This is a genomic window from Enterobacter sp. DN (assembly GCF_046054285.1).
In the GTDB taxonomy this organism is placed as follows: domain Bacteria; phylum Pseudomonadota; class Gammaproteobacteria; order Enterobacterales; family Enterobacteriaceae; genus Enterobacter; species Enterobacter hormaechei_C.
The window spans coordinates 240,226-264,934 of sequence record NZ_JBJJTG010000005.1 but is presented as its reverse complement, the minus strand read 5'-3'; the positions used below and the strand labels follow the sequence as shown (position 1 = coordinate 264,934).

The following is a 24,709-nucleotide window of genomic DNA, read 5'->3' as shown; positions in this document are numbered from 1 at the left end:
TTATGGCTGCTGCCAGAGAATGACAGCCGCCGTTACCAACAAGTTGACGAGCGTCAGCGGCAGGCACACTTTCCAGCCGAAGGACATTACCTGGTCATAACGCGGACGCGGTAACGCTGCGCGAATCAAAATGAACATCATCATGAAGAACGCGGTTTTCAGCGCGAACCAGATGAACGGCGGTAAGAACGGGCCATGCCAGCCACCAAAGAACAGCGTTACCATCAACGCGGAAATGGTGACGATACCGATGTACTCGCCCACGAAGAACAGACCGAACTTCATACCGGAATATTCAATGTGGTAACCGTCGGCCAGTTCCTGTTCGGCTTCTGGCTGGTCAAACGGGTGACGGTGACACACCGCCACGCCCGCGATGGCAAAGGTAATAAACCCAAAGAACTGCGGGATAACGTTCCAGATGTCGGCCTGGTTGTTGACGATGTCGGTCATGTTAAATGAACCGGCCTGCGCCACCACACCCATCAGGGAAAGACCCAGGAACACTTCGTAGCTCAGCGTCTGCGCGGAAGCACGCATCGCACCCAGCAGCGAGTATTTGTTGTTACTGGACCAGCCTGCGAACAGCACCGCGTAAACCGCGAGGCCTGCCATCATCAGGAAGAACAGAATGCCGATGTTCAGGTCAGCCACCACCCAGGTCGGGCTGACCGGAACGATAGCAAACGCCAGCAGCAGCGAGGTGAAGGCGATCATCGGCGCCAGCGTAAAGATCACGCGGTCCGAGAAGCGCGGAACCCAGTCCTCTTTAAAGAACATCTTGATCATGTCCGCGACCAGCTGGAGTGAACCACCCCAGCCCACGCGGTTCGGTCCGTAACGGTTCTGGAACAGACCGAGCAGACGACGTTCACCAAAGCTCATGAACGCGCCGCAGGTGACGACCACCAGCAGAATCACAACCGCTTTCAGAATGCTCAGCAGGATGTCGATAAGATCCGGCGTTAACCAACTCATGCTTTTGCCTCCTGAAGGTTATCAAGATGCGCACCCGCCAGGACCGGCGCGATGCCAGGCATACCCATCGGCAGACCCACCTGCCCTGCTGACAGGCGTTCAGAAATAATCAGCGGCAGGCTGATTGTCTGGCCGTCGTAGCTAAAGGCAATGTTCGCACCCGCGTTAACGCCAAGCTTCGCGGCATCCGCCGGGTTGAGCTTGATGTACGGCTGCGGCATACGCTGCTGGAATACCGGAGAACGCTGGGACATTTCGTCGCTACCGAACAGATGGTAGTACGGTGCAATACGCCAGTGACCTTCCTGCGCCTGGAAGCTCGCCGGAACGGTGGTGAAGAAGTCCAGACCGGTTTCGGAGGCTTCAATCAGACGCACGCCCGGATCGCCGTGGCGCAGGTGACCGCCCACTTCAGCCTGGAACTTGTTCCATGCCTGCGGGGAGTTCCAGCCCGGTGCCCATGCAAACGGGATTTGCGAACGCGGCGCAGACGGCTGGTTGTTCCCTTCCATCGAGAAGGCAAACATGGTGTCTTTGTCCTGCGGCTGACGCGGTTCGTGCACGCTGATGTTGGCGCGCATCGCGGTACGACCGCTGTAGCGGTGCGGCTCACGCGCCAGTTTCTGGCCGCGAATGCGGAAGCTTGCGTCAGGCGCGGCGTCTTTAATGCCCGCCAGCTGAGGCAGTTTCTCAACAACCGCGTCGATAACGTGGTCGAGCTGCGTCCAGTCCACTTCACGGCTCTGCACGGTGCTGTGCAGAGAGTGCAGCCAGCGCCAGCTTTCCAGCATCAGAGTGTTGCTGTCGTAGTAGGCCGGGTCATAAACCTGGAAGAAACGCTGGGCGCGGCCTTCGTTGTTGATCACCGTCCCGTCGCTTTCTGCGAAGCTTGCCGCAGAGAGCACGAGGTGCGCTTTGTCCATGATCGCGGTGCGCTGATGGTCGATAACCATCACCAGCGGCGCTCTGGAGAGCGCGGCGTCAACGCGAGCGGCAGAAGCATGGCGATGCAGGTCGTTTTCCAGCACCACAACGGCGTCAGCGGCACCGGATTCCAGTTCGCTTAACGCGTCTTCCAGCGAGCCGCCGCCAATCATACCCAGACCGATGCTGTTCACCGCACGGGCAATCATGGTGACACCGACGTCAGCGCCGCGGCCCTTCAGGGCTTTGGCAACGTTCGCTGCGGCCTGAATGATTTCAGCGCTACCGGCGTTGGTACCGGAAATGATCAGAGGTTTTTTCGCCCCCGCCAGCGCCTGAACAATCACGTCGACCTTGTTTTGCAGGTCGCGATCCAGTTCAACGGCCGGCGAGTTGCTGTCCAGCGCGTGGGCAATGGCAAAGCCGAGGCGCGCCTGATCTTCAACCGGCGCGCAGTAGGTCCACGCGGCGATATCGTCCAGACGGGTGTTGTCAACGTTAGTCACAAACAGAGGATGCTTCGCGCGCTGGCCGATGTTAAGGATGGCCGCAATCTGCCAGTCAGCCACTTTCTGCGCCGCTGCCATTTCACGTGCTTTGCCTTTCACCGCCTGACGAACCGCCAGAGCCGCACGTGCGCCAGTCTGCGTCAGGTCTTCACCGAGCACCAGAACCGCATCATAGGATTCGATTTCGCGCAGCGCAGGCGTATGAATGCCGCCTTCACGCAGCACTTTCAGCACCAGCTGGAGACGTTCCTGCTCGCCCTGGGCGATACCGGTATAGAAGTTTTCCGCCCCAACCAGCTCGCGCAGCGCGAAGTTGCTTTCGATGCTGGCGCGCGGGGAACCGATGCCGATCACTTTCTTCGACTGACGCAGAATATCCGCCGCGCCCTGCATCGCCTGCTCGGCGTTGAGGGTAATGACGTCATCGCCACGGCGCTGTACCGGCTGACGCGGACGGTCTTTCAGGTTCACATAGCCATAGCCGAAACGACCGCGGTCGCAGAGGAAGTAGTGGTTAACGGTACCGTTGTAACGGTTTTCGATACGACGCAGTTCGCCGTAACGTTCACCCGGGCTGGTGTTACAGCCAAGGGAGCACTGCTGGCAGATGCTTGGCGCAAACTGCATGTCCCATTTACGGTTGTAACGTTCAGAGTGGGTTTTATCCGTGAATACGCCGGTCGGACAGATTTCTACCAGGTTACCGGAGAATTCGCTTTCCAGCGTACCGTCTTCCGGACGACCGAAGTAGACGTTGTCATGCGCGCCATATACGCCCAGATCCTGTCCGTCTGCATAATCTTTGTAGTAACGCACGCAGCGGTAGCAGGCGATGCAGCGGTTCATTTCGTGAGAGATGAACGGCCCCAGATCCTGGTTACGGTGGGTACGCTTGGTAAAGCGATAGCGACGGAAGCTGTGACCGGTCATGACGGTCATATCCTGAAGGTGGCAGTTACCGCCCTCCTCACACACCGGACAGTCGTGCGGGTGGTTGGTCATCAACCACTCCACCACGCTTTCACGGAACTGTTTGGCTTCTTCGTCATCAATCGAAATAAAGGTGCCTTCGGCGGCTGGCGTCATACAGGACATCACCAGGCGACCACGCGTGTCTTCCGCGTTTTGATATTGCTTCACCGCACACTGGCGGCAAGCACCGACGCTGCCCAGCGCCGGATGCCAGCAAAAGTACGGAATATCGAGGCCAAGAGACAGACAAGCTTCCAGCAGGTTGTCCGCCCCGTTGACTTCGTATTCTTTGCCGTCTACATGAATCGTAGCCATTAGCATGCTTCCAGTTGGCTCGGCCGAAACCGAGCGTTAATCAAAATTCTGTTTTTACCAGCGCGCTTTCAGCAGGTTCGGCTGAATACCATTAATTGAATGGGTATTGCTGAACGGCTGCTTGATGCCTGCTTCGAATTCGTCGCGGAAATATTTAATCGCGCTTTGCAGCGGCTCGACGGCGCCCGGTGCGTGGGCACAGAAGGTTTTACCCGGCCCTAAGAATCGACACAGTTGCTCAAGTGTCTCGATATCGCCAGGCTGGCCTTCGCCACGTTCGATAGCACGCAGGATCTTCACGCTCCACGGCAGACCATCACGGCACGGTGTGCACCAGCCGCAGGACTCGCGGGCGAAGAACTCTTCCAGGTTACGCACCAGGGATACCATGCCGATCTCGTGGTCGACGGCCATCGCCAGCGCGGTACCCAGACGGCTGCCTGCTTTACCAATGCTTTCGAACTCCATTGGCAGGTCGAGGTGGGCTTCGGTCAGGAAGTCCGTCCCTGCCCCACCCGGCTGCCAGGCTTTGAATTTCAGGCCATCGCGCATGCCGCCGGCGTAGTCTTCAAGAATTTCACGTGCGGTGGTGCCGAACGGCAGCTCCCAGACGCCAGGGTTCTTCACGCGACCGGAGAAGCCCATCAGCTTGGTACCGGCATCTTTGCTTGAGGAGATGCCCTGATACCACTCCACGCCGTTCGCGAGGATCGCCGGGACGTTACACAGGGTTTCGACGTTATTTACGCAGGTCGGTTTACCCCACACGCCGGAGCTTGCCGGGAACGGTGGCTTGGAGCGCGGGTTCGCGCGGCGGCCTTCCAGGGAGTTAATCAGTGCGGTTTCTTCACCGCAGATATAACGCCCGGCACCGGTGTGCACGAACAGCTCGAAGTCAAACCCGGTGCCCAGGATGTTTTTACCCAGCAGACCGGCTTCAGTAGCTTCGGCAATCGCGCGACGCAGGTTTTCAGCCGCTTCGATGTATTCACCGCGCAGGAAGATGTAGCCACGGTACGCTTTCAGTGCGAATGCGGAGATCAGCATGCCTTCCACCAGCAGGTGCGGCAGCTGTTCCATCAGCAGGCGGTCTTTATAGGTACCCGGCTCCATTTCATCGGCGTTACACAGCAGGTAACGGATGTTCATGGATTCATCTTTCGGCATCAGGCTCCACTTCAGACCGGTGGAGAAGCCCGCGCCCCCGCGGCCTTTCAGGCCAGACTCTTTCACCGCGTTAACGATGTCGTCCGGCGCCATGCCGCCAAGGGCTTTACGCGCGCCGGCATAGCCGTTTTTGCTCTGATATTCGTCGAGCCAGACCGGCTGTTTGTCATCACGCAGACGCCAGGTCAGCGGATGCGTCTCAGCAGTACGAATTACAGTTTTCATTTGTACTGCTCCAGCAGGTCAGGAATCGCTTCCGGCGTCAGATGGCTGTGAGTGTCCTCATCAATCATCATGGTCGGCCCCTTGTCGCAGTTACCCAGGCAGCAGGTTGGCAGCAGAGTAAAGCGTCCGTCGAAGGTGGTCTGGCCCGGCTTGATATTGAGTTTCTTCTCAATCGCAGCCTGAATGCCCTGATAACCGGTGATGTGGCAGACCACGCTGTCACAGTAGCGGATCACATGGCGGCCTACCGGCTGACGGAAGATCTGGCTGTAGAACGTGGCTACGCCTTCTACGTCACTTGCCGGAATGCCCAGCACTTTTGCGATCTCGTAGATCGCCCCATCCGGCACCCAACCACGCTGTTTCTGTACGATTTTCAGCGCTTCAATGGACGCCGCACGCGGGTCTTCGTAGTGGTGCATCTCGTGCTCAATGGCGGCACGCTCTGCTTCACTCAGCTCAAAAGCCTCGGTTTGTGGTTGTTGATTCTCGTGCATAATTAGCGGTCCACATCTGACATAACAAAATCGATACTACCCAGATACACAATCAGGTCGGAGACCAGACTGCCGCGAATGGCGGCCGGGATCTGCTGCAAGTGCGCGAAGCTTGGCGTACGCACGCGGGTGCGGTAGCTCATGGTGCTGCCGTCGCTGGTCAGGTAGTAACTGTTGATACCCTTGGTCGCTTCAATCATCTGGAAGGATTCCTGTGCCGGCATGACCGGACCCCAGGAAACTTGCAGGAAGTGGGTGATCAGGGTTTCGATATGTTGCAGCGTGCGCTCTTTCGGTGGCGGCGTTGTCAGCGGGTGATCCGCCTTGAACGGGCCTTCCGGCATGTTGTTGAGGCACTGCTCAAGGATGCGCAGGCTCTGGCGCAGCTCTTCCACTTTCAGCATCACGCGGGTGTAGCAGTCGGAAACGCCGCCGCCAACCGGGACTTCAAAGTCGAAGTTCTCGTAACCAGAGTAAGGACGGGCTTTACGCACGTCGAAATCAATCCCGGTCGCACGCAGGCCAGCACCTGTGGTTCCCCACTCCAGCGCTTCTTTCGCGCCGTAGGCAGCAACGCCCTGGGAACGGCCTTTCAGGATGGAGTTACGCAGCGCGGCTTTCTCGTAAGACGCCAGACGTTTCGGCATCCAGTCGAGGAATTCACGCAGCAGGCGGTCCCAGCCGCGCGGCAGATCGTGCGCCACACCGCCGATGCGGAACCAGGCCGGGTGCATACGGAAACCGGTAATCGCTTCCACCAGATCGTAGATTTTCTGACGGTCGGTAAAGGCGAAGAAGACCGGCGTCATCGCGCCAACGTCCTGAATGAACGTGGAGATGTACAGCAGGTGGCTGTTAATACGGAACAGTTCAGACAGCATTACGCGAATCACGTTAACGCGATCCGGGACGGTGATGCCTGCCAGCTTCTCAACGGCCAGCACGTATGGCATTTCGTTCACGCAGCCGCCGAGGTATTCGATACGGTCGGTGTACGGAATGTAGCTGTGCCAGGACTGACGCTCACCCATCTTCTCGGCACCACGGTGGTGGTAGCCGATGTCAGGGACGCAGTCGACAATTTCTTCACCGTCAAGCTGAAGGATAATACGGAATGCACCGTGCGCAGAGGGGTGGTTTGGTCCGAGGTTGAGGAACATGAAGTCCTCGTTTTCGGTACCGCGCTTCATGCCCCAGTCTTCCGGTTTGAAGGTCAGCGCTTCCATCTCCAGATCCTGCTTGGCTTTGGTCAGCTCAAACGGATCGAATTCGGTCGCACGTGCCGGGTAGTCTTTACGCAGCGGGTGACCGGTCCAGGTCTGCGGCATCATGATGCGCGTCAGATGCGGGTGACCGTCGAAGGTCATGCCGAACATTTCCCAGGTTTCGCGCTCGTACCAGTTGGCGTTCGGGAAAAGTTTGGTGATCGTCGGCAGATGCATGTCGTTTTCAGACAATGCCACCTTGAGCATGATATCCGTGTTGCGGTCTATTGAGATCAGGTGGTAGAAAACGGAAAAATCCGCAGCAGGGAGACCCTGGCGGTGCGTTCTCAGACGTTCGTCCATGCCGTGTAAGTCAAACAGCATGACGTAAGGTTTTGGCAATTTCTTGAGGAAATCGACAACTTCCAGTAATTGCTCACGCTTCACCCAAACAACGGGTACCCCGGTGCGGGTGGCCTGAACAGTAAAGGCATCCGGCCCAAAACGGTTGCGCAGTTCGCCAATGACGGGGTCATCGAGATGATCCCGGGTCTGCCAGGCGGCTTCTTGCGCGGTTAAGTCGGTCATATTGTTCACCATTGCAAATGGTCCGTGGTGACTGTTAAGCCTGGCTTCGCGCTATTTGAGTAGTGATATGCGAAGGTGTTCTCCAGGCCCACAGGCGCAAATTAAATTTCGTCAGGCGTACGCAGGTTGGTGACGGCAATACGTTCACCACGTTTACGCTCGCGCTCAGACTGCATGTTCGCGCGATAGACACCCTGATCGCCAACAACCCATGAAAGCGGGCGGCGTTCTTTACCAATTGACTCCTGGAGCAGCATCAGCGCCTGCATATAGGCCTCTGGACGCGGCGGGCAGCCCGGGATGTACACATCCACCGGAATGAACTTATCAACGCCCTGCACAACGGAATAAATGTCGTACATACCGCCGGAGTTTGCACATGCGCCCATGGAGATAACCCATTTTGGCTCCAGCATCTGGTCATAAAGACGCTGAATAACCGGTGCCATCTTGGTAAAGCAGGTCCCGGCCACCACCATCAGGTCAGCCTGACGTGGAGAAGCACGCAGTACCTCGGCCCCAAAACGCGCAACGTCATGCACCGCAGTGAATGACGTCACCATTTCAACGTAGCAGCAAGAAAGGCCAAAGTTGTATGGCCAGATGGAGTTCTTACGACCCCAGTTGACCATGTCGTGCATGGCATGTTCGAGCTTGCCCATGTACACGCTTTTGTTGACTTCTTGCTCCAGGGGGTCGGTTACGATCTCCTGTTTTTGCAGGGGGTAACGGTCATTCTCACCGTTAGGATCTATGCGGGTGAGCGTATAATCCATCTTATTGCCTCGCTGTTACTGCTGACGATTAGAGATACTGTTTTCCGGGTTGATGTGTTCACGGCGTGAACGCACAGGTGTCCAGTCCAGCGCGCCAATACGCACCAGATAAACCAGACCGGCCAGTAACACTAAAATGAAAATTGCGGCCTCGACAAAGCCCACCCAACCACTTTCGCGAATGGAGGTAGACCACGCGAAGAGGTAAAGCGCTTCCACGTCAAAAATGACGAAGAACATGGCTACCAGGTAGAACTTGGCAGACAGGCGTAAGCGAGCGGTACCTACTGAATCAATACCTGATTCGAAAGGTGTGTTTTTGTGCCTTGCGCGGGCGCGACCGCCCAGGAACCAGCCGCCGACTAACATCAGGCAGCACAGGCCAATGGCTACAATAAGAAAGATTGCGAATGCCCAGTGATGAGCGATGACTTCTGTGGATGTTGACATACTCATTGCTTACTCATCAAAAGTGATACCGACGACACTGCTCTTGCTGGCAGATGGGCATCACATCGATTCATGGGGAGGAACAAAATAACCTTACACTAACTGTCTGAAATGAGACATAGACAGCAAAATGATGGGGTTTTTTACTCCTTTCTATAACCTTTTGTCAACTTTAACAAAGGTTTCTTCACATTAAATTACAACGTGCGATTCTCATTAACATTTGGTGCCCTTTAACCCTGGTGGGTACATGACTTTCCGTCAAATGCATCTTGTTGAATCGTGTCCGTTTTGGAAGTAAAAAAAATAACCCTCCTATTTTGACAGGATTTGCCAACGATTCCTCCCCCCAAATGGGAGTATTTTCTTGATCTGAGACACGCTTTTGTTAATTCAATCAAAAAAACAGCAACATATTTCCTGTTTTTTTAACATCGGCGGGGTATGAGGTAAGTTAGAACAGGTATTGTTTACATCTTAACCAAAAACATTTTCTGCATTGATAAATAAGCGGTATTTGCTTTATCCCTGCTCCGTTCACGGTTATGAATAGCAAAAAAAACCACTCGCAGGAAAAAATCATGCGAGTGGCTCTTTTTTGCACTTACATTTTGTTACGAGAATTTTGAGGGAATGATCACTCAAAATCCCCTTCCACGATCAGGGAGTCATCCCCTCCTTCGGGAGTAACAGGCGCGTACTGCCATGGATTGTGGTAGTTTTCCATTGCCTCGAATACCACTTTTGCCAGCTCGTTGTTGCTGGCGGCGTTATGGCACAGCAGGTACTCCGTATCCGGCAACGACGGAAGTCCCTCGGATTGACCCAGCACACGCAGATCGGGGCTCATCATCTCCACCGGACGGGCCGTTACGCCAAGCCCGGCCTTCACCGCCGCTCGCACTGCGGGCAAGGTTGACGCCACGTACGCCAGGCGCCATGGAATACCGGCTTCGTTGAGCGCAGCCAGCACCATATCGCGGAACGGACTCGGATCGTCCAGCAGGACCAGGGGTATCGGCTCACCTTTCTGCAATACATACTCCGCGGCACAGTACCAGTGCGTTGGAGAAGTACGCAGCGTCAGGCTGTCAAACTGGCCAGGTCGATGCGTGGTGACCACCAGGTCAACCTCGTTTTCTTTCAGCATCTCAACCATGAAAGCATTGCGTTTAACGCTAACGTCCAGGGCAAGCTTCGGATAAACCGAGCTAATTCGGTTGAGAAGGAAGGGTAAAATGGTATCTGCTGATTCATCTGACGCCCCTAATGTTAACACTCCCTGAAGGTTGCTAAACATTAATGACATACAGGCTTCATCATTAAAGCGCAGTATCTTTCTGGCATAACCCAGAAGCTGAATACCATGTTCTGTTAAAAGCTTATTACGTCCATGACGCGCAAAAAGCTCTTTACCAACCAGTTGTTCCAGCCGCTGCATTTGCTGACTCACGGCGGACTGGGTACGGCAAACGGCGGCAGCAGCTGCTGCAAAAGTGTTGAGATCGGCGACCGCAACAAACGTTCTCAGCAGATCGAGGTCGAGATTCATTATCGGACGATTTGCATTTATCATATCTTTTCACTTTCAGGTTGCTCGTGCGGAGCTGCCCGGGTTGAAGCTGTGTGTAACAGTTAAGCAATTCCTTCTGAAGAGTTTCCCTCGCATCCCGGCCCGGCAGACTGCCTGACAGATAGTTATTGTACTGCGGTATATCACCAGTCAGAAATCACGTTTCATGACGTTATTTTTATTCTCTTGCGTCCAGGATATTTCGTTGTTTGCAGGTCGATGTTAATACCATAAAGAGTAAGACATGTTTTCTGCCATCTATATCGCAGCGTTGGCAACGTAGCAAGATGTGACTTACCCAATCAGCCAGAGATAATTTTAACAATAACAATCGATTAATACAGGAAAGCAGTATCCGATATACGTAACAGGCCTATCGCTATGCTGCATTCCCGAAACACATCTTAACCCAAATCCACTATATTTATAAGTCTTATTGCAATATTAAGGATTTACCGCCAATGATAAGCAACTACACTCTTTTTATTAAAATTAACGAAAGTTGCATTTTCGTCGTTAATAATAAATAAAGTTTAATTTAGATTCAGGCCATTCATTAATAACCCTTAACATTAATTTCACATGAGTAACTTTTAACCTGGCTTTGCTAATATGGCAATCGGTATCTCAGCATTCAGGTTTTACGAATGGTCACTCAGGGGGACTAATGCATCAGCCAGAATCGTCTTTTTATTTATTCCAGAATAATATGCATCTTTATATGAAATTTTTAGCACAAACAACCCAACCTCCCTCTTTGTCACGATAAATTCAGGCACAAAATCACTCCGTCGTTAGAGTAAGCGATCACCGCAGCATTGCCCGGTTGGACGAAATCTTCTTCTGTGCGCCCTTCAAAACGAAGCGCGGTGGGAGTACATTGTTCCGTGCTCACTTCCACGGCAGGAAGTTGCAATAATAGCGAAAAGGTTAAAGGTTCATGTCCCCTATCGAAAAATCCAGCAAGCTCGACAACGTCTGTTACGACATCCGTGGCCCGGTACTCAAAGAGGCAAAACGCCTTGAAGAGGAAGGCAATAAGGTTCTGAAACTCAACATCGGCAACCCCGCGCCATTTGGTTTTGAAGCGCCGGATGAGATCCTGGTGGATGTGATCCGTAACCTGCCCACTGCACAAGGCTACTGCGATTCAAAAGGGCTTTATTCCGCCCGTAAAGCCATCATGCAGCACTATCAGGCTCGCGGTATGCGCGACGTCACCGTTGAAGATATCTACATTGGCAACGGTGTCTCGGAGCTGATCGTTCAGGCGATGCAGGCGCTCCTGAACAGCGGCGATGAAATGCTGGTTCCTGCCCCGGATTATCCGCTGTGGACGGCTGCGGTGTCCCTGTCCAGCGGTAAAGCGGTGCACTACCTGTGCGACGAATCCTCTGACTGGTTCCCGGATCTGGATGATATTCGCGCCAAAATTACCCCGCGCACCCGGGGTATCGTGATCATTAACCCGAATAACCCGACGGGTGCGGTCTATTCAAAAGAGCTGCTGATGGAGATCGTCGAGATCGCCCGCCAGCACAACCTGATCATCTTTGCCGACGAGATTTACGACAAGATCCTGTACGACGCGGCGCAGCACCACTCTATCGCCGCGCTGGCGCCCGATCTGCTGACGGTCACCTTTAACGGACTGTCTAAAACTTACCGCGTTGCCGGTTTCCGTCAGGGCTGGATGGTACTGAACGGTCCGAAAAAACATGCGAAAGGCTACATTGAAGGGCTGGAGATGCTGGCATCCATGCGTCTGTGCGCCAACGTACCGGCGCAACATGCGATCCAGACAGCTCTCGGCGGCTATCAAAGCATCAGCGAGTTTATCGTTCCAGGCGGCCGCCTGTATGAACAGCGCAACCGCGCATGGGAATTGATTAATGATATTCCGGGCGTCTCCTGCGTGAAGCCTAACGGCGCGCTGTACATGTTCCCGAAAATCGACGCGAAGCGCTTCAATATTCACGACGACCAGAAAATGGTGCTCGACTTCCTGTTGCAGGAAAAAGTGCTGCTGGTTCAGGGGACGGCGTTTAACTGGCCGTGGCCGGATCACGTGCGTATCGTCACCCTGCCGCGCGAAGACGATCTCGAGATGGCCATCAGCCGCTTCGGGCGCTTCCTCTCCGGGTACCATCAGTAACGCTGACTTTCCGCCGGGTAGCGCTGTGCTTACCCGGCCTGCAACATCCGCAAATTTGCATCTTCCCTCCCCTCCCCGCACAATGAAGTCTGTCGCAGTGAAGACATAAGGTAACCTATGAGTCAGAGTCATTTCTTTGCCCACCTCTCCCGCCTGAAACTCATCAACCGCTGGCCGCTGATGCGCAACGTGCGTACTGAAAATGTGTCTGAGCACAGTTTGCAGGTTGCCATGGTCGCGCACGCGCTGGCCGCGATTAAAAACCGCAAATTCAACGGGCAGGTGAATGCCGAACGTATCGCCCTGCTGGCGATGTATCACGATGCATCTGAAGTGCTGACCGGGGATCTGCCTACGCCGGTGAAATATTTCAACTCGCAGATTGCCCAGGAATATAAGGCTATTGAGAAGATTGCCCAGCAGAAGCTGATCGACATGGTGCCTGAAGAGCTGCGCGATATCTTCGGGCCGCTGATCGACGAGCATCAGTATACGGAAGAGGAGAAATCCCTGGTTAAGCAGGCTGACGCGCTGTGCGCCTACCTGAAGTGTCTGGAAGAGCTGTCCGCCGGGAATAACGAATTTTTACTGGCAAAAACGCGTCTGGAAAAAACGCTGGAATCTCGTCGCAGCGAAGAGATGGACTACTTTATGCGCGTGTTTGTGCCGAGCTTCCATTTGTCGCTGGATGAGATTAGCCAGGATTCGCCACTCTGATTTTCGCCCAGCGGCGCTGCGCTTGCAGGGCCTACGGGGTTGTAGGCCGGGTAAGGCGTAGCCGCCACCCGGCAAAATGCTCAGAACGGAAACAGGACCGGTATCAATACCACGCACACCACCATCACCAGCACGGTGAACGGCACACCCAGCTTCACGAAATCACTGAACCTATAATTCCCGGGCCCCAGCACCAGCGTATTGACCGGGGAAGAGACCGGCGTCATAAATGCCGCGGACGCCGCCATCGCAACCATCATCGCAAACGGATACGGCGAAACGCCCATCGATTTTGCCATCGCCAGCGCAATGGGCGCCATCAGCACCGCCGTTGCAGTATTGGAGATGAACAAACCAATGGTGGCGCACATGACGAACAGGCAAACCATCATCAGGTACGGACCATATCCCCCTCCCGCGTCCATTAAGCCTTTCACGATCAAATCCACCCCGCCGGTTTTCTGTAGCGCCAGGGCGAAGGGCATCATCCCGACGATGAGAATGATGCTCGGCCAGTGAATCGCTTTGTAAGCGCTTTCGGCGTCAATACAGCGGAATTTGCCCATTAACAGACAGGCGATTATCGCCGCCACCGGGTTAGGGATCTCGTCCGTCAGCATCAGCGCGACCATCAATACCAGGCAAAAAATCGCATGGGGCGCCTGGCTGTGCGCCGGTGATGCATCGTTCTCTTCAATCGGCATATTCAGCACCACAAAATCGCGGCCTTTCTGCCCGAGCTGGCTAATCAGTTTCCAGTTGCCGACCACGAGGAAGATATCCCCCAGCAGGATCGGCTCATCCACCACCGCCCCTTCAAGGGCTACGCCATCGCGCTTCAGGCCCACCACGTTGAGGCCATAGCGGGTACGAAAGCCGATTTCACGCACGGTTTTGCCCAATAACTCCGATTCCGGGATCAGCGACACCTCGGCCATTCCCACATCCAGCGCCTGGTCAGAGAAATACTCGCCGCGCAGGACCATCGGCTCCAGCAGTTGCTCGCTACAAAACTCCCGCAGATCCACGTCCGCGGTGGACATATCAATCAGCAGGACGTCACGCGCGCGAAACTCTGACACCCCGTTCACGTTAACGATCACCCGACGAAAACGACGCCAGCGCTCAACCCCGATGACGTTCGCGCCATAGCGTTCGCGTAGCTTAAGGTCATCCAGCCGCTGCCCCACCATAGGCGATCCCGGGCGGATAGCCAGACGTCGGGCACGCCCGGTCAGACGATACTCTTTAATCAGATCGCGGAAAGAGCGCCGCTTCCAGCCCTCTTTGGCTTTATCCTGCTTCTCCCCTTTCAGCGCGAAACGGGTCAATAGCATATAGATAATGCCCATCACCAGTACCACCAGCCCGATCGGCGTAACGCTGAAAAAGCTAAACCCCTCAAGCCCCTCACGGATCAGTTCGCTGTTCACGACGAGGTTCGGCGGCGTTGCGACCAGCGTCATCATGCCGCTGATGAGCCCGGCGAAGCTCAACGGCATCATCAGCCGCGACGGGGAGATCTGCATCCTCATGCAGACGCTCAGCACGACCGGAATAAAGATGGCCACGACGCCCGTAGAGCTCATAAACGCGCCCAGCCCGGCGACCGTCAGCATCAGGTAAATCAGCATTTTGGTTTCGCTGCTGCCCGCCACCTTAACCAACCACGACCCCATCATCGTCGCCACGCCGGTGCGTACCAGCCCGTCGCCAATAATAAACAGGGCGGCAATCAAAATAACGTTGGGATCGCTAAACCCGGAAAAGGCTTCCGGCAGGGAAAGGGTACCGCTCAGAACGAATGCGACAATCACAAACAGGGCGACGGCATCCATGCGCACCTTGCCCGTGGCAAAAAGAATGATGGCGATTAACAGCAGGCTCAGGACCCAAATCAGTTCACCGTTCACAACATGTCCTTGTCAGTGGAGGAGAAGCAATTCTGCCATAAAAAAGCCCCGGTAATGCGGGGCTATATCATGGGATTACATTTTTAGCGAGACGGTTACAACTCCGTCTGACGCCTTCGAGACGTCGATGGCGGTCAGGGTGTTAAGCACGAAATCCGCCTCTTCCAGCCGGGGGGAACCCGCCGGGACGTTAACGGCAATGACGTGGCTTCCGGCGTTCAGCCCGGCCAGCACGCCTGCCGCCGCGTCTTCCACCACCACGCACTCCGCTGGCGCAAGGCCAAGCAGTTCTGCGCCGAGCAGAAACGCATCCGGTTCAGGCTTGCCGCGTTTCACGCGCTCAGCGGTAATGAAGACCTCCGGCGTCGGTAAACCTGCCGCCTTATGACGGGCATGCGCGACGGGAACCGAGCCGGAGGTGACGATAGCCCATGGGATCTGCGCTTCATTCAGGTGCTCAAGCAGTTCACGCGCACCGGGCAGCGCGGTGATGCCCTCGGTATCGGTAGCTTCAATCTCCTCAAGATAGCGGAACTCCGCCTGAATCTCTTCCTCAGAACGTCCCGCCAGGAAGTGCCGCAATGAGGTAATGGCCTGTTTGCCATGGATGAAATTCAGTACGTCCTGATGGTCGATGCCGTGCCGGTCGGCCCAGTGGCACCACGAGCGCTCCACCACCGGTAGCGAATCCACCAGCGTACCGTCCAGATCAAACAGAAAACCTTTACACTGCACACACACCTCCGTCAGGCATTAATGATTTGTTGAATTTCGTTGCTGCTTAAATGGTACTGACGCGGACAGGCGTGCCACGCGCTCAGCATACGTTGATACTTATCCCACATCGGGGTCTGGGCGTTGAAGCCGTGCGTACCCGCATCAAAATGGGTGTAGCGCCCTTCGGTATTCACCATAAAGCGTACATAGCTCAGATAGCGCGCTTCCGTCGCAGCATCAAAGCCCAGGAACGTCACGCGGCGCTCGTCAATGGTCTGCTGGTCCTTCAGATTGGTCCAGGACACATGCAGCGCATGGTACATCTCCATGATGTCGATAACGATACGGCAGGTTTCCTCTTTCAGTTCGCCAAATTCGCGATCCAGTTCGCGCATCTGCAAGCCAAAACCACGTTCAACAATGGTTTGCAGGCGGCTGTAGCGCGCAGCGTTATCGGGATCAAGCATAGTCATCATCTTGTACTGGTTAGACAAAATCAGACGTTGAGCATGGGTCATTTCCATCTTTCGACTCCTGTAGCGCATTGCACTGTAAAAAAAAGACACGGTAACTGATTGTTACTGTGCCTTCTTTTGGTCGTCGTTTCGATGATCAATCACAAGTCATCGAGGAATGTTTTATCAAGCTGTTTAAACGCACGCTTGAGGGTATCCGCCAGCGCCTGATAGTCTGGCTTGCCTTCAACCGGTGCCAGCGCCTGGCCCGCCTCCTCCAGTTTTCCACGCACTTCATAAAACCAGTGTAAAACAGAAGGCGGAAGTGGCGTGACGGAACGTTTGCCTAACCACCATAGCCCCTGCATCGGCAGGCTTAACGCAAAAAGCGCCGTCGCGACGGCAGGGCCAAGCTGTCCACCTAACGCTATCTGCCAGCACAGGGTAAAAACGGCAATCGGGGGCATAAAGCGAATCGCATAGCGCGTGGCGCGAATAGTGCGATTTTCAATAAACATGGGCGCGAGGCGCTTTTCCATCGGCCATGTCTTTGCGTAATGCTGTCCCCGACGAAACAGACTAAAAAAGTTCACGGACGGGATTTCGGGTGTCGACATGGCTGTACCTCAACTTCACATATAAAAATTAAAATTTTCGTGCAAAACCACAACAGGCTATGACAACGTTCAAAATATTTTGTCATCGCTACCCCGTATCGGGTATCCTGTGCCAGCCTGATAGGGCCGTAGACGATAAGCGTTAACTCGTCAAATTATCGCATATTATGCCATTGTCTGAAAAATGTTCAAAATGGCTTAAAATCATAGGTATTTCTTCCATCCTGCCAGAATGTTTGTTTGGCATGATGTTAATCATAAATGTCTGGGTCAGCATGCGTTACGCTTTTAGACTCACTGACGTTTTTTTAGCCACGTATCAATAATAGGTACTTCCATGTCGAGTAAGTTAGTACTGGTTCTGAACTGCGGTAGCTCCTCACTGAAATTCGCCATCATCGATGCGCTCAACGGTGACGAGTACCTCTCTGGTTTGGCCGAATGTTTCCATCTGCCTGAAGCACGTATCAAGTGGAAGATGGACGGCAGCAAACAAGAAGCGGCTTTAGGTGCAGGCGCCGCTCACAGTGAAGCGCTGAACTTTATCGTTAACACTATTCTGGCACAAAAACCAGAACTGTCTGCTCAGCTGACCGCAATTGGTCACCGTATCGTCCACGGCGGCGAAAAATACACCAGTTCCGTGGTAATCGACGACTCCGTGATCCAGGGTATCAAAGACTCTGCGTCTTTCGCACCGCTGCATAACCCGGCTCACCTGATCGGTATCGCTGAAGCACTGAAATCCTTCCCGAGTCTGAAAGACAAAAACGTGGCCGTGTTTGATACCGCGTTCCATCAGACCATGCCGGAAGAGTCTTACCTCTATGCCCTGCCATACAGCCTGTACAAAGAGCACGGCGTCCGTCGTTACGGCGCACACGGCACCAGCCACTTCTATGTGACTCAGGAAGCCGCAAAAGTGCTGAACAAGCCGGTTGAAGAAGTCAACATTATCACCTGCCACCTGGGCAACGGTGGTTCTGTTTCCGCTATCCGCAACGGTAAGTGTGTTGACACCTCTATGGGTCTGACCCCGCTGGAAGGTCTGGTGATGGGTACCCGTTCCGGTGATATCGACCCGGCGATCATCTTCCACCTGCACGACACCCTGGGCATGAGCGTTGACGACATCAACAAAATGCTGACCAAAGAGTCTGGCCTGCTGGGCCTGACCGAGGTCACCAGCGACTGCCGTTACGTTGAAGACAACTACGCAGAAAAAGCTGACGCTAAACGTGCAATGGACGTTTATTGCCACCGTCTGGCGAAGTACATCGGTTCTTACACCGCGCTGATGGAAGGCCGTCTGGATGCTGTTATCTTCACCGGCGGTATCGGTGAGAACGCGGCAATGGTACGTGAACTGTCCCTGGGCAAACTGGGCGTTCTGGGCTTCGAAGTTGATCATGAGCGTAACCTGGCTGCCCGCTTCGGCAAGTCTGGCTTCATCAACAAAGAAGGCACCCGCCCTGCTATCGTTATCCCAACTAACGAAGAGCTGGTCATCGCGCAAGACGCGCACCGCCTGACTGCCTGATTCCACACCGCCAGCAATGCTGGCGGTGCTGTTTTGTAACCCGCCCAACGCGGCGGTAACGAAAGAGGATAAACCGTGTCCCGTACTATTATGCTGATCCCTACCGGAACCAGCGTCGGCCTGACCAGCGTCAGCCTCGGCGTGATCCGCGCTATGGAACGCAAAGGCGTTCGTCTGAGCGTCTTTAAGCCTATCGCCCAGCCACGTGCCGGTGGCGATGCGCCAGACCAGACCACCACCATCGTTCGCAAGAACTCCAATCTGCCAGCGGCTGAACCGCTGAAGATGAGCCACGTTGAATCTCTGCTCTCCAGCAACCAGAAAGACGTGCTGATGGAAGAGATCATTGCCAACTACCATGCAAACGCGCAGGACGCGGAAGTGGTGCTGGTTGAAGGCCTGGTCCCGACCCGTAAACACCAGTTTGCCCAGTCTCTGAACTTTGAAATCGCGAAAACCCTGAACGCAGAGATCGTTTTCGTGATGTCTCAGGGCACGGATACCCCAGAGCAGCTGAAAGAGCGTATCGAACTGACGCGCAGCAGCTTCGGCGGTGCGAAAAACACCAGCATCACCGGCGTGATTGTTAACAAGCTGAACGCGCCAGTAGATGAGCAGGGCCGTACGCGTCCTGACCTGTCCGAAATTTTTGACGACTCTTCCAAAGCGAAAGTCATCAAAGTTGACCCGGCTAAGTTGCAGGATTCCAGCCCGCTGCCTGTTCTGGGCGCGGTGCCATGGAGCTTCGATCTGATTGCCACCCGTGCAATCGATATGGCGCGTCACCTGAACGCCACCGTGATCAACGAAGGCGATATCAACACCCGCCGCGTGAAGTCCGTAACTTTCTGCGCACGTAGCATTCCACACATGCTGGAGCACTTCCGTGCAGGTTCCCTGCTGGTAACCTCCGCAGACCGTCCGGACGTGCTGGTTGCAGCCTGTCTGGCCGCGATGAACGGCGTGGAGATCGGCGCGATCCTGCTGACCGGCGCCTACGAGATGGACCCACGCGTAAGCAAGCTGTGCGAACGTGCGTTCGCCACTGGCCTGCCAGTCTTCATGGTGAACACCAACACCTGGCAGACCTCCCTGAGCCTGCAAAGCTTCAACCTTGAAGTGCCGGTTGATGACCACGAGCGTATCGAGAAAGTTCAGGAATACGTTGCGGGCTACATCAACGCAGACTGGATCGAATCCCTGACGGCGACCTCCGAGCGCAGCCGTCGTCTGTCTCCTCCAGCCTTCCGTTACCAGCTGACCGAGCTGGCGCGTAAAGCGGGCAAACGCGTGGTTCTGCCAGAAGGCGACGAACCACGTACCGTTAAAGCGGCAGCCATCTGTGCAGAGCGCGGTATCGCGACCTGTGTGCTGCTGGGTAACCCGGATGAGATCAACCGCGTTGCGGCGTCTCAGGGCGTTGAGCTCGGCGCGGGCATCGAAATCGTTGATCCTGACGTGGTCCGCGAAAGCTACGTTGCCCGTCTGGTTGAGCTGCGTAAGAACAAAGGCATGACCGAAGCCGTTGCGCGCGAGCAGCTGGAAGACAACGTGGTGCTGGGTACGCTGATGCTGGAGCAGGACGAAGTTGACGGTCTGGTTTCCGGTGCGGTTCACACCACCGCAAATACCATCCGTCCACCGTTGCAGCTGATCAAAACTGCACCGGGCAGCTCTCTGGTCTCCTCCGTGTTCTTCATGCTGCTGCCTGAACAGGTTTACGTTTACGGCGACTGCGCGATCAACCCGGACCCAACCGCAGAGCAGCTGGCAGAAATCGCTATCCAGTCTGCGGACTCCGCGATTGCCTTCGGTATCGAACCACGCGTCGCGATGCTCTCCTACTCCACCGGCACCTCTGGTGCAGGTAGTGACGTAGAGAAAGTCCGTGAAGCGACCCGCATTGCACAGGAAAAACGTCCGGATCTGATGATCGACGGCCCGCTCCAGTACGATGCCGCGGTAATGGCTGACGTGGCGAAATCCAAAGCGCCGAACTCGCCGGTTGCAGGTCGCGCTACCGTGTTCATCTTCCCGGATCTGAACACCGGTAACACCACCTATAAAGCGGTACAGCGTTCAGCAGACCTGATCTCCATCGGGCCAATGCTGCAAGGCATGCGCAAACCTGTGAACGACCTGTCACGTGGTGCGCTGGTTGACGATATCGTCTACACCATCGCGCTGACCGCGATTCAGTCTTCGCAGCAGCAGTAAGCTAAAAAGCCCGGTGGCGCTAGCGCTTACCGGGCCTACGGTTTTGTAGGCCGGATAAGCGAAGCGCCATCCGGCAAGAGAGGCGACCACAAATGGTCGCCTTTTTTATTACAGCAGCTCCCGCGCCGCCGACACAATGTCATGTGCCGTCAGGCCATACTCCTTTTGCAAGAAGTCCTGCGTTCCCACCTGACCATATCGTTCCTTCACCCCCACCCGCCGCATAGGCACCGGACAGGTTTCCACCAGCACTTCCGCCACCGCCGACCCCAGCCCGTTGTGAATGCTGTGATTTTCGCAGGTCACAATACGCCCGGTTTTCTCGGCATAGTTTTTCACCAGCATCCGATCTATGGGCTTCAGGGTAAACATGTCGATGACCGCTGCGCTTACCCCCTCCTGCTCCAGCTGGCGCGCCGCCTCCAGCGCTTCCGCCACCATAATGCCGTTAGCAATCAGGGTAATATCGGTTCCCTCGCGCAGCACGTTGCCCTTGCCGATGGTGAAGGTTGACCCCGGGGCATACACGCTCGGCGCCTGTTTACGGATGGTCCTTACCCAGTAAAAGCCTTCCAGGTCGATAAGCTGACGCAGCACATCTTCGAACATCACCGCATCGGTCACCTCCAGCACCACTGAATGCGCCAGACCGCGCACGATGCCCATATCCTCAAAAGACATATGCGTCCCGCCGTTGTGGCAGGCCGTCACGCCCGCATCCGAGGCAATCACCTTCACGTTATTGCGCTGGTAGTCCAGGGACATAAACAGCTGGTCGAAGCAGCGACGGCTGGCAAAGGCGGTAAAGGTATGGACGAACGGCTTACGTCCGGTAAGCGACAGCCCCGCCGCCGTGCCGATGACGTTGGCTTCCATAATGCCGCAGTTAATCACGTGCTGAGGATAATCGCGCGCCACGCCGTCCATCGCCATCGAGCTCATCAGGTCGGCTTCCAGGGCGATAATCTCACTGCCAGCCTCAATCTGTTTTGCCACAAAACCCGCGTAGACCTTACGCATCTCAACGGCATCTTTCTGTCCTGTCGGTGCAACCTTAATCATGTGAAGCCTCCAGTTGGCGAATCGTCTCGTTAAGCGCCGCTTTGCTCTCCTCGGTTAATCGCAGGTGATGCGAGTTGCTGAGCTGTTCCAGGTATGGCACCCCTTGCCCTTTGATACTGTCGAGGATCACCACCCGCGGACGCGCATCGGCCGCAGGGATCGGCGCGGTCACCTCCAGCAGCGCCGGAATGTCATCCCCTTTCACCGTCACCACGTCAAAACCAAAGGCGCGGAATTTGCCTTCCAGGTCGAAGGCGCTGATGATTTCGTCCAGCTCGCCGTCGAGCTGCTGTTTGTTCCAGTCCACGAATACCGTCAGGTTATTCAGTCGATGGTGAGCGATAAACTGGAAGGCTTCCCAGCACTGCCCTTCATTCAGTTCTCCGTCGCCAACGATGCAAAACACCCGGTTTGGCCTTCCTGCCAGCTTGTGCGACAGCGCCATGCCGCCAGCGATGGAGATCCCCTGCCCCAGTGAACCGGTGGTGGCATCCACGCCGCGTGTTTTCAGGCGATCCGGATGACTTGGCAGACGCGTCCCGTTCTGGTTCAGCGTGCTCAGTTCTTCAATCGGGAAGTAGCCCTTAATCGCCAGCGTGCTGTACAGCGCCGGCCCCGCATGGCCTTTCGACAGCACAAAGTAATCGCGCTCTGGCCAGTCCGGATCGGCCGGGTCAATTTTCATTACCGCGCCGTACAGAACGGCCAGCGTTTCAACGACTGACATGCTGCCGCCGTAGTGACCAAAACCCAGCTGCGTAAGGGATTTCAGCGTCTCAAGGCGGATCTGACGCGCCAGGTCGGTTATTTCATTCTCATTCATGATTTGGCTCCGGGGTTTTCCTGCGCGTTACCGCTGGCAGGTTTGTTTTTAGCGAAGACGTTGTAGGCCACCAGCAGCGCGAACAACACAACAACCAGTCCGGTGATGGCAAGCGGCGACAGGAAGCGCGCCAGGTTGCCCAGCACAATCCCGACCGCACCAAAATCAGCGTCCGAGAAGGTCGTATTCGCAAAGCCAATTGCGCCCAGAACAGGCAGCAGCAGGACCGGCAGGAAGGTGATCAGCAGGCCGTTAGCAAAGGCGCCAATCATTGCCCCGCGGCGTCCACCGGTGGCGTTACCGAACACGCCCGCCGTTGCGCCGGTGAAGAAGTGCGGAACGACGCCCGGGAGGATCAGCACCCAGCTAAACTGACCGCAGATGAACAAGCCCACAATCCCGCCGAGGAAGCTAAACAGGAAGCCAATCAGCACCGCGTTTGGCGCATACGGGTAGACCACCGGGCAGTCCAGCGCAGGCCGCGCATTGGGCACCAGTTTTTCCGAGAAGCCGGTAAAGGCCGGGACGATTTCCGCCAGAATCAGGCGCACGCCCTGCAAGATGATGAACACGCCTGCCGCGAAGGTGATGGCCATAATGATGGCGTATACCAGGTAGTTTTGGCCGCCGCTGAAGGTGGCCTCCACGTACTCACGTCCGGCGCTCACCGCCATGATCAGGTAGATAATCATCATGGTCAGGGAGATGGAGATTGAACTGTCACGCAGGAAGCTAAGGTTCTTCGGCAGGTTCATCTCTTCGGTGGAGCGCGAGCCTTTCCCGACCTTGCTGCCAATCCAGCCGGACAGCACGTAGCCCAGCGTGCCGAAATGACCGAAGGCGATCTCATCGTTGCCGGTAATACGCTTCATATAGCGCTGCGCAATCGCCGGGAAGAAGGCCATAATCAGGCCGAGGATCAACGAACCGGTAAAGACCAGCCCGACCCCCTCGAAGCCTGCAACCGTCAGGATCACGCCGATCATGCATGCCATGTAGAAGGTGTGATGCCCGGTGAGGAAGATGTACTTCAGGCGGGTAAAGCGCGCAACAATAATATTCGCCACCATCCCGAAGGCCATAATGAGCGCGGTGGAAGCGCCATATTTTTCCAGGGCAATCGACACAATAGCTTCATTGTTGGGAATAATGCCCTGAATATTAAAGGCGTGCTCAAACATACCGCCGAGCGGATTTAAAGAGCCCACCAGCACAGTTGCGCCGCCGCCCAGTACAATAAAGCCGAGAATGGTTTTAATTGTGCCTTTTACCACATCCGAAAAGGCTTTTTTCTGCGCCACAAGACCAATCAGAGCAATTAACCCGACCAGCACTGAAGGGACTTTTAAAATATCAACAACGAAATTCAGCGTTTCAAGGATAAACATATCCACCTCGCCTTATCAGGATTATTGTCTTTCGAACCAGGCGCGCAGCTGCGCTTCGAGTTCGTTGATATCGATGATATTGTTGATTACCACCAGCTGGCTTTCCGGCACGCTGGCGCTGGCGGCAATGTCTTTCGCCATTACAAACAGATCCGCCGCGCCCGGCGTGGCCGAGGAGAGATCGGAGTGTTCAACCTCGGCCTCAATTTCCAGTTTTTTGAGCACCTTTTTAATATTCATTTCGACCATAAAACTGCTGCCCAGGCCGGAGCCGCAAATAGCCATGATTTTCATTGTTATCCCCTTTTTTGAGTAGAGTACGCCCCATCACGCTGACGCGTAATGTTGAGATGAATCGGATTAAATAATTAAATCAGAAGCGATCGATAACGGTTTTTATCTCCTCCAGCGTATTCGCCCGATGTAATTCAGCCATATCTTCGTCGCTGGAAAATAATTCCGCTAAGGCTGAGATCATTTCGATATGGCTATGCTTGTCCGGTGCCGCCAGCATCACAATCACATCGACGGGGTCAAACTCACCGGCACCAAAAGAGACGCCCTGTTTTAGTTTTAATAATGACAGGCCAAGTCCTTTCGCCCCTTCTTCCGGTCGCGCATGTGGCATTGCCAGCCCTGGAGCCAGCACATAGTAGGGACCTAACGTCTGGTGCTGCTCGATGATAGCCGTGACATATTCCGGCGCAATGACCTGCAAATCCAGCAGCGGTTTCGCGCACAGTTCCAGCGCCTGGGGCCAGCTTTCAACGCTATCCTGTAGGATGATGGTTGTATCATATATCCACTTTTTGAGCATTTTTCACTCCCGCTAAAGACCAGACATGGGCAAACTCTATTCAACCCATCAATCAATGACTGCGATCGCGATCACAAAGATAGCGCTACCAACGACTAACATGCAGAAC

At 55.1% G+C, this 24,709-nt stretch carries 21 protein-coding genes; 4 read left to right on the top strand and 17 right to left on the bottom strand.

Going from position 1 to position 24,709, the window contains the following annotated elements; all coding sequences use genetic code 11:
• From nuoH to lrhA, 8 genes are all read right to left on the bottom strand, one after another.
• Positions 1 to 978: an NADH-quinone oxidoreductase subunit NuoH gene (gene nuoH / locus ACJTMZ_RS14410; RefSeq protein ID WP_003861490.1), complete on the bottom strand. Its 978-nt coding sequence runs from the start codon at positions 976 to 978 to the stop codon at positions 1 to 3.
• A complete protein-coding gene (gene nuoG / locus ACJTMZ_RS14405) occupies positions 975 to 3,698 on the bottom strand; it encodes an NADH-quinone oxidoreductase subunit NuoG (RefSeq protein ID WP_252010709.1) in 2,724 nt (907 codons plus the stop codon). Before nuoG ends, nuoH begins: the two co-directional genes overlap by 4 nt.
• Before the next feature lie 54 nt (positions 3,699 to 3,752).
• Positions 3,753 to 5,090 carry an NADH-quinone oxidoreductase subunit NuoF gene (gene nuoF / locus ACJTMZ_RS14400; protein ID WP_003861487.1) on the bottom strand — a complete coding sequence of 446 codons (1,338 nt, stop codon included), beginning with the start codon at positions 5,088 to 5,090 and terminating at the stop codon, positions 3,753 to 3,755.
• Complete coding sequence (nuoE, locus tag ACJTMZ_RS14395; protein WP_006176513.1) at positions 5,087 to 5,587, bottom strand: NADH-quinone oxidoreductase subunit NuoE; 501 nt, start codon at positions 5,585 to 5,587, stop codon at positions 5,087 to 5,089. The genes nuoF and nuoE overlap by 4 nt, the downstream gene beginning before the upstream one ends.
• Before the next feature lie 2 nt (positions 5,588 to 5,589).
• On the bottom strand, positions 5,590 to 7,392 hold the full coding sequence (gene nuoC, locus ACJTMZ_RS14390) for an NADH-quinone oxidoreductase subunit C/D (protein ID WP_003861484.1): 1,803 nt from the start codon (positions 7,390 to 7,392) through the stop codon (positions 5,590 to 5,592).
• A gap of 89 nt (positions 7,393 to 7,481) precedes the next feature.
• Entirely contained in the window at positions 7,482 to 8,156 is a 675-nt protein-coding gene (gene nuoB / locus ACJTMZ_RS14385; protein ID WP_003861482.1) for an NADH-quinone oxidoreductase subunit NuoB, read from the bottom strand.
• A 15-nt stretch (positions 8,157 to 8,171) separates the two neighbouring features.
• Complete coding sequence (gene nuoA, locus ACJTMZ_RS14380; RefSeq protein ID WP_003861475.1) at positions 8,172 to 8,612, bottom strand: NADH-quinone oxidoreductase subunit NuoA; 441 nt, start codon at positions 8,610 to 8,612, stop codon at positions 8,172 to 8,174.
• Positions 8,613 to 9,243: 631 nt separating this feature from the next.
• A complete protein-coding gene (gene lrhA / locus ACJTMZ_RS14375) occupies positions 9,244 to 10,182 on the bottom strand; it encodes a transcriptional regulator LrhA (RefSeq protein ID WP_017693002.1) in 939 nt (312 codons plus the stop codon).
• A 937-nt stretch (positions 10,183 to 11,119) separates the two neighbouring features.
• On the opposite strand from lrhA, the gene alaA reads away from it, so the two are divergent.
• Together alaA and yfbR are read left to right on the top strand one after the other, a co-directional pair.
• Complete coding sequence (alaA, locus tag ACJTMZ_RS14370) at positions 11,120 to 12,334, top strand: alanine transaminase AlaA (protein WP_003861471.1); 1,215 nt, start codon at positions 11,120 to 11,122, stop codon at positions 12,332 to 12,334.
• 117 nt (positions 12,335 to 12,451) lie between these two features.
• Complete coding sequence (gene yfbR, locus ACJTMZ_RS14365; RefSeq protein WP_003861468.1) at positions 12,452 to 13,051, top strand: 5'-deoxynucleotidase; 600 nt, start codon at positions 12,452 to 12,454, stop codon at positions 13,049 to 13,051.
• Between the two features lie 80 nt (positions 13,052 to 13,131).
• Here the strand turns inward: yfbR and ACJTMZ_RS14360 are convergent, their stop codons facing one another.
• The 4 genes from ACJTMZ_RS14360 to yfbV all read right to left on the bottom strand — a co-directional run bounded on the left by ACJTMZ_RS14360 (position 13,132) and on the right by yfbV (position 16,753).
• On the bottom strand, positions 13,132 to 14,964 hold the full coding sequence (locus ACJTMZ_RS14360) for an SLC13 family permease (protein WP_017693001.1): 1,833 nt from the start codon (positions 14,962 to 14,964) through the stop codon (positions 13,132 to 13,134).
• A 75-nt stretch (positions 14,965 to 15,039) separates the two neighbouring features.
• Positions 15,040 to 15,699 carry a sugar phosphatase gene (locus ACJTMZ_RS14355; protein WP_193042318.1) on the bottom strand — a complete coding sequence of 220 codons (660 nt, stop codon included), beginning with the start codon at positions 15,697 to 15,699 and terminating at the stop codon, positions 15,040 to 15,042.
• Positions 15,700 to 15,710: 11 nt separating this feature from the next.
• A complete protein-coding gene (locus ACJTMZ_RS14350; protein WP_003861461.1) occupies positions 15,711 to 16,205 on the bottom strand; it encodes a YfbU family protein in 495 nt (164 codons plus the stop codon).
• Positions 16,206 to 16,297: 92 nt separating this feature from the next.
• Positions 16,298 to 16,753 (bottom strand): terminus macrodomain insulation protein YfbV, encoded by a 456-nt coding sequence (gene yfbV / locus ACJTMZ_RS14345; protein ID WP_017383434.1) that lies wholly within the window; start codon positions 16,751 to 16,753, stop codon positions 16,298 to 16,300.
• A 337-nt stretch (positions 16,754 to 17,090) separates the two neighbouring features.
• On the opposite strand from yfbV, the gene ackA reads away from it, so the two are divergent.
• The gene (gene ackA, locus ACJTMZ_RS14340; RefSeq protein ID WP_015572267.1) at positions 17,091 to 18,293 is read left to right on the top strand and encodes an acetate kinase; all 1,203 of its coding nucleotides are present in this window, start codon (positions 17,091 to 17,093) and stop codon (positions 18,291 to 18,293) included.
• 75 nt (positions 18,294 to 18,368) lie between these two features.
• A complete protein-coding gene (gene pta, locus ACJTMZ_RS14335) occupies positions 18,369 to 20,510 on the top strand; it encodes a phosphate acetyltransferase (RefSeq protein ID WP_017383435.1) in 2,142 nt (713 codons plus the stop codon).
• Positions 20,511 to 20,618: 108 nt separating this feature from the next.
• On the opposite strand, the gene ACJTMZ_RS14330 is transcribed toward pta, so the two are convergent.
• The 5 genes from ACJTMZ_RS14330 to ACJTMZ_RS14310 form a co-directional block, all read right to left on the bottom strand.
• Positions 20,619 to 21,572, bottom strand: coding sequence for a transketolase family protein (locus tag ACJTMZ_RS14330; protein ID WP_015572265.1), 954 nt, complete (start codon positions 21,570 to 21,572; stop codon positions 20,619 to 20,621).
• Positions 21,565 to 22,395: a transketolase gene (locus ACJTMZ_RS14325; RefSeq protein ID WP_194301445.1), complete on the bottom strand. Its 831-nt coding sequence runs from the start codon at positions 22,393 to 22,395 to the stop codon at positions 21,565 to 21,567. The genes ACJTMZ_RS14330 and ACJTMZ_RS14325 overlap by 8 nt, the downstream gene beginning before the upstream one ends.
• Positions 22,392 to 23,783, bottom strand: a complete 1,392-nt coding sequence (locus ACJTMZ_RS14320; protein ID WP_017383437.1) for a PTS ascorbate transporter subunit IIC — start codon at positions 23,781 to 23,783, stop codon at positions 22,392 to 22,394. The genes ACJTMZ_RS14325 and ACJTMZ_RS14320 overlap by 4 nt, the downstream gene beginning before the upstream one ends.
• A 21-nt stretch (positions 23,784 to 23,804) precedes the next feature.
• Positions 23,805 to 24,077: a PTS sugar transporter subunit IIB gene (locus tag ACJTMZ_RS14315; protein ID WP_003861447.1), complete on the bottom strand. Its 273-nt coding sequence runs from the start codon at positions 24,075 to 24,077 to the stop codon at positions 23,805 to 23,807.
• A 79-nt stretch (positions 24,078 to 24,156) separates the two neighbouring features.
• On the bottom strand, positions 24,157 to 24,600 hold the full coding sequence (locus ACJTMZ_RS14310; protein WP_017383438.1) for a PTS sugar transporter subunit IIA: 444 nt from the start codon (positions 24,598 to 24,600) through the stop codon (positions 24,157 to 24,159).
• Positions 24,601 to 24,709: the final 109 nt, after the last annotated feature.

Coding starts and splice junctions, on each gene's coding strand:
- nuoH (WP_003861490.1), bottom strand. CDS start 978: ATGAGTTGGTTAACGCCGGATCTTATCGACATCCTGCTGAGCATTCTG.
- yfbV (WP_017383434.1), bottom strand. CDS start 16,753: ATGTCGACACCCGAAATCCCGTCCGTGAACTTTTTTAGTCTGTTTCGT.
- nuoA (WP_003861475.1), bottom strand. CDS start 8,612: ATGAGTATGTCAACATCCACAGAAGTCATCGCTCATCACTGGGCATTC.
- ACJTMZ_RS14330 (WP_015572265.1), bottom strand. CDS start 21,572: ATGATTAAGGTTGCACCGACAGGACAGAAAGATGCCGTTGAGATGCGT.
- nuoC (WP_003861484.1), bottom strand. CDS start 7,392: ATGGTGAACAATATGACCGACTTAACCGCGCAAGAAGCCGCCTGGCAG.
- ACJTMZ_RS14315 (WP_003861447.1), bottom strand. CDS start 24,077: ATGAAAATCATGGCTATTTGCGGCTCCGGCCTGGGCAGCAGTTTTATG.
- alaA (WP_003861471.1), top strand. CDS start 11,120: ATGTCCCCTATCGAAAAATCCAGCAAGCTCGACAACGTCTGTTACGAC.
- ACJTMZ_RS14310 (WP_017383438.1), bottom strand. CDS start 24,600: ATGCTCAAAAAGTGGATATATGATACAACCATCATCCTACAGGATAGC.
- nuoF (WP_003861487.1), bottom strand. CDS start 5,090: ATGAAAACTGTAATTCGTACTGCTGAGACGCATCCGCTGACCTGGCGT.
- ackA (WP_015572267.1), top strand. CDS start 17,091: ATGTCGAGTAAGTTAGTACTGGTTCTGAACTGCGGTAGCTCCTCACTG.
- nuoE (WP_006176513.1), bottom strand. CDS start 5,587: ATGCACGAGAATCAACAACCACAAACCGAGGCTTTTGAGCTGAGTGAA.
- ACJTMZ_RS14325 (WP_194301445.1), bottom strand. CDS start 22,395: ATGAATGAGAATGAAATAACCGACCTGGCGCGTCAGATCCGCCTTGAG.
- nuoG (WP_252010709.1), bottom strand. CDS start 3,698: ATGGCTACGATTCATGTAGACGGCAAAGAATACGAAGTCAACGGGGCG.
- nuoB (WP_003861482.1), bottom strand. CDS start 8,156: ATGGATTATACGCTCACCCGCATAGATCCTAACGGTGAGAATGACCGT.
- ACJTMZ_RS14350 (WP_003861461.1), bottom strand. CDS start 16,205: ATGGAAATGACCCATGCTCAACGTCTGATTTTGTCTAACCAGTACAAG.
- lrhA (WP_017693002.1), bottom strand. CDS start 10,182: ATGATAAATGCAAATCGTCCGATAATGAATCTCGACCTCGATCTGCTG.
- ACJTMZ_RS14320 (WP_017383437.1), bottom strand. CDS start 23,783: ATGTTTATCCTTGAAACGCTGAATTTCGTTGTTGATATTTTAAAAGTC.
- yfbR (WP_003861468.1), top strand. CDS start 12,452: ATGAGTCAGAGTCATTTCTTTGCCCACCTCTCCCGCCTGAAACTCATC.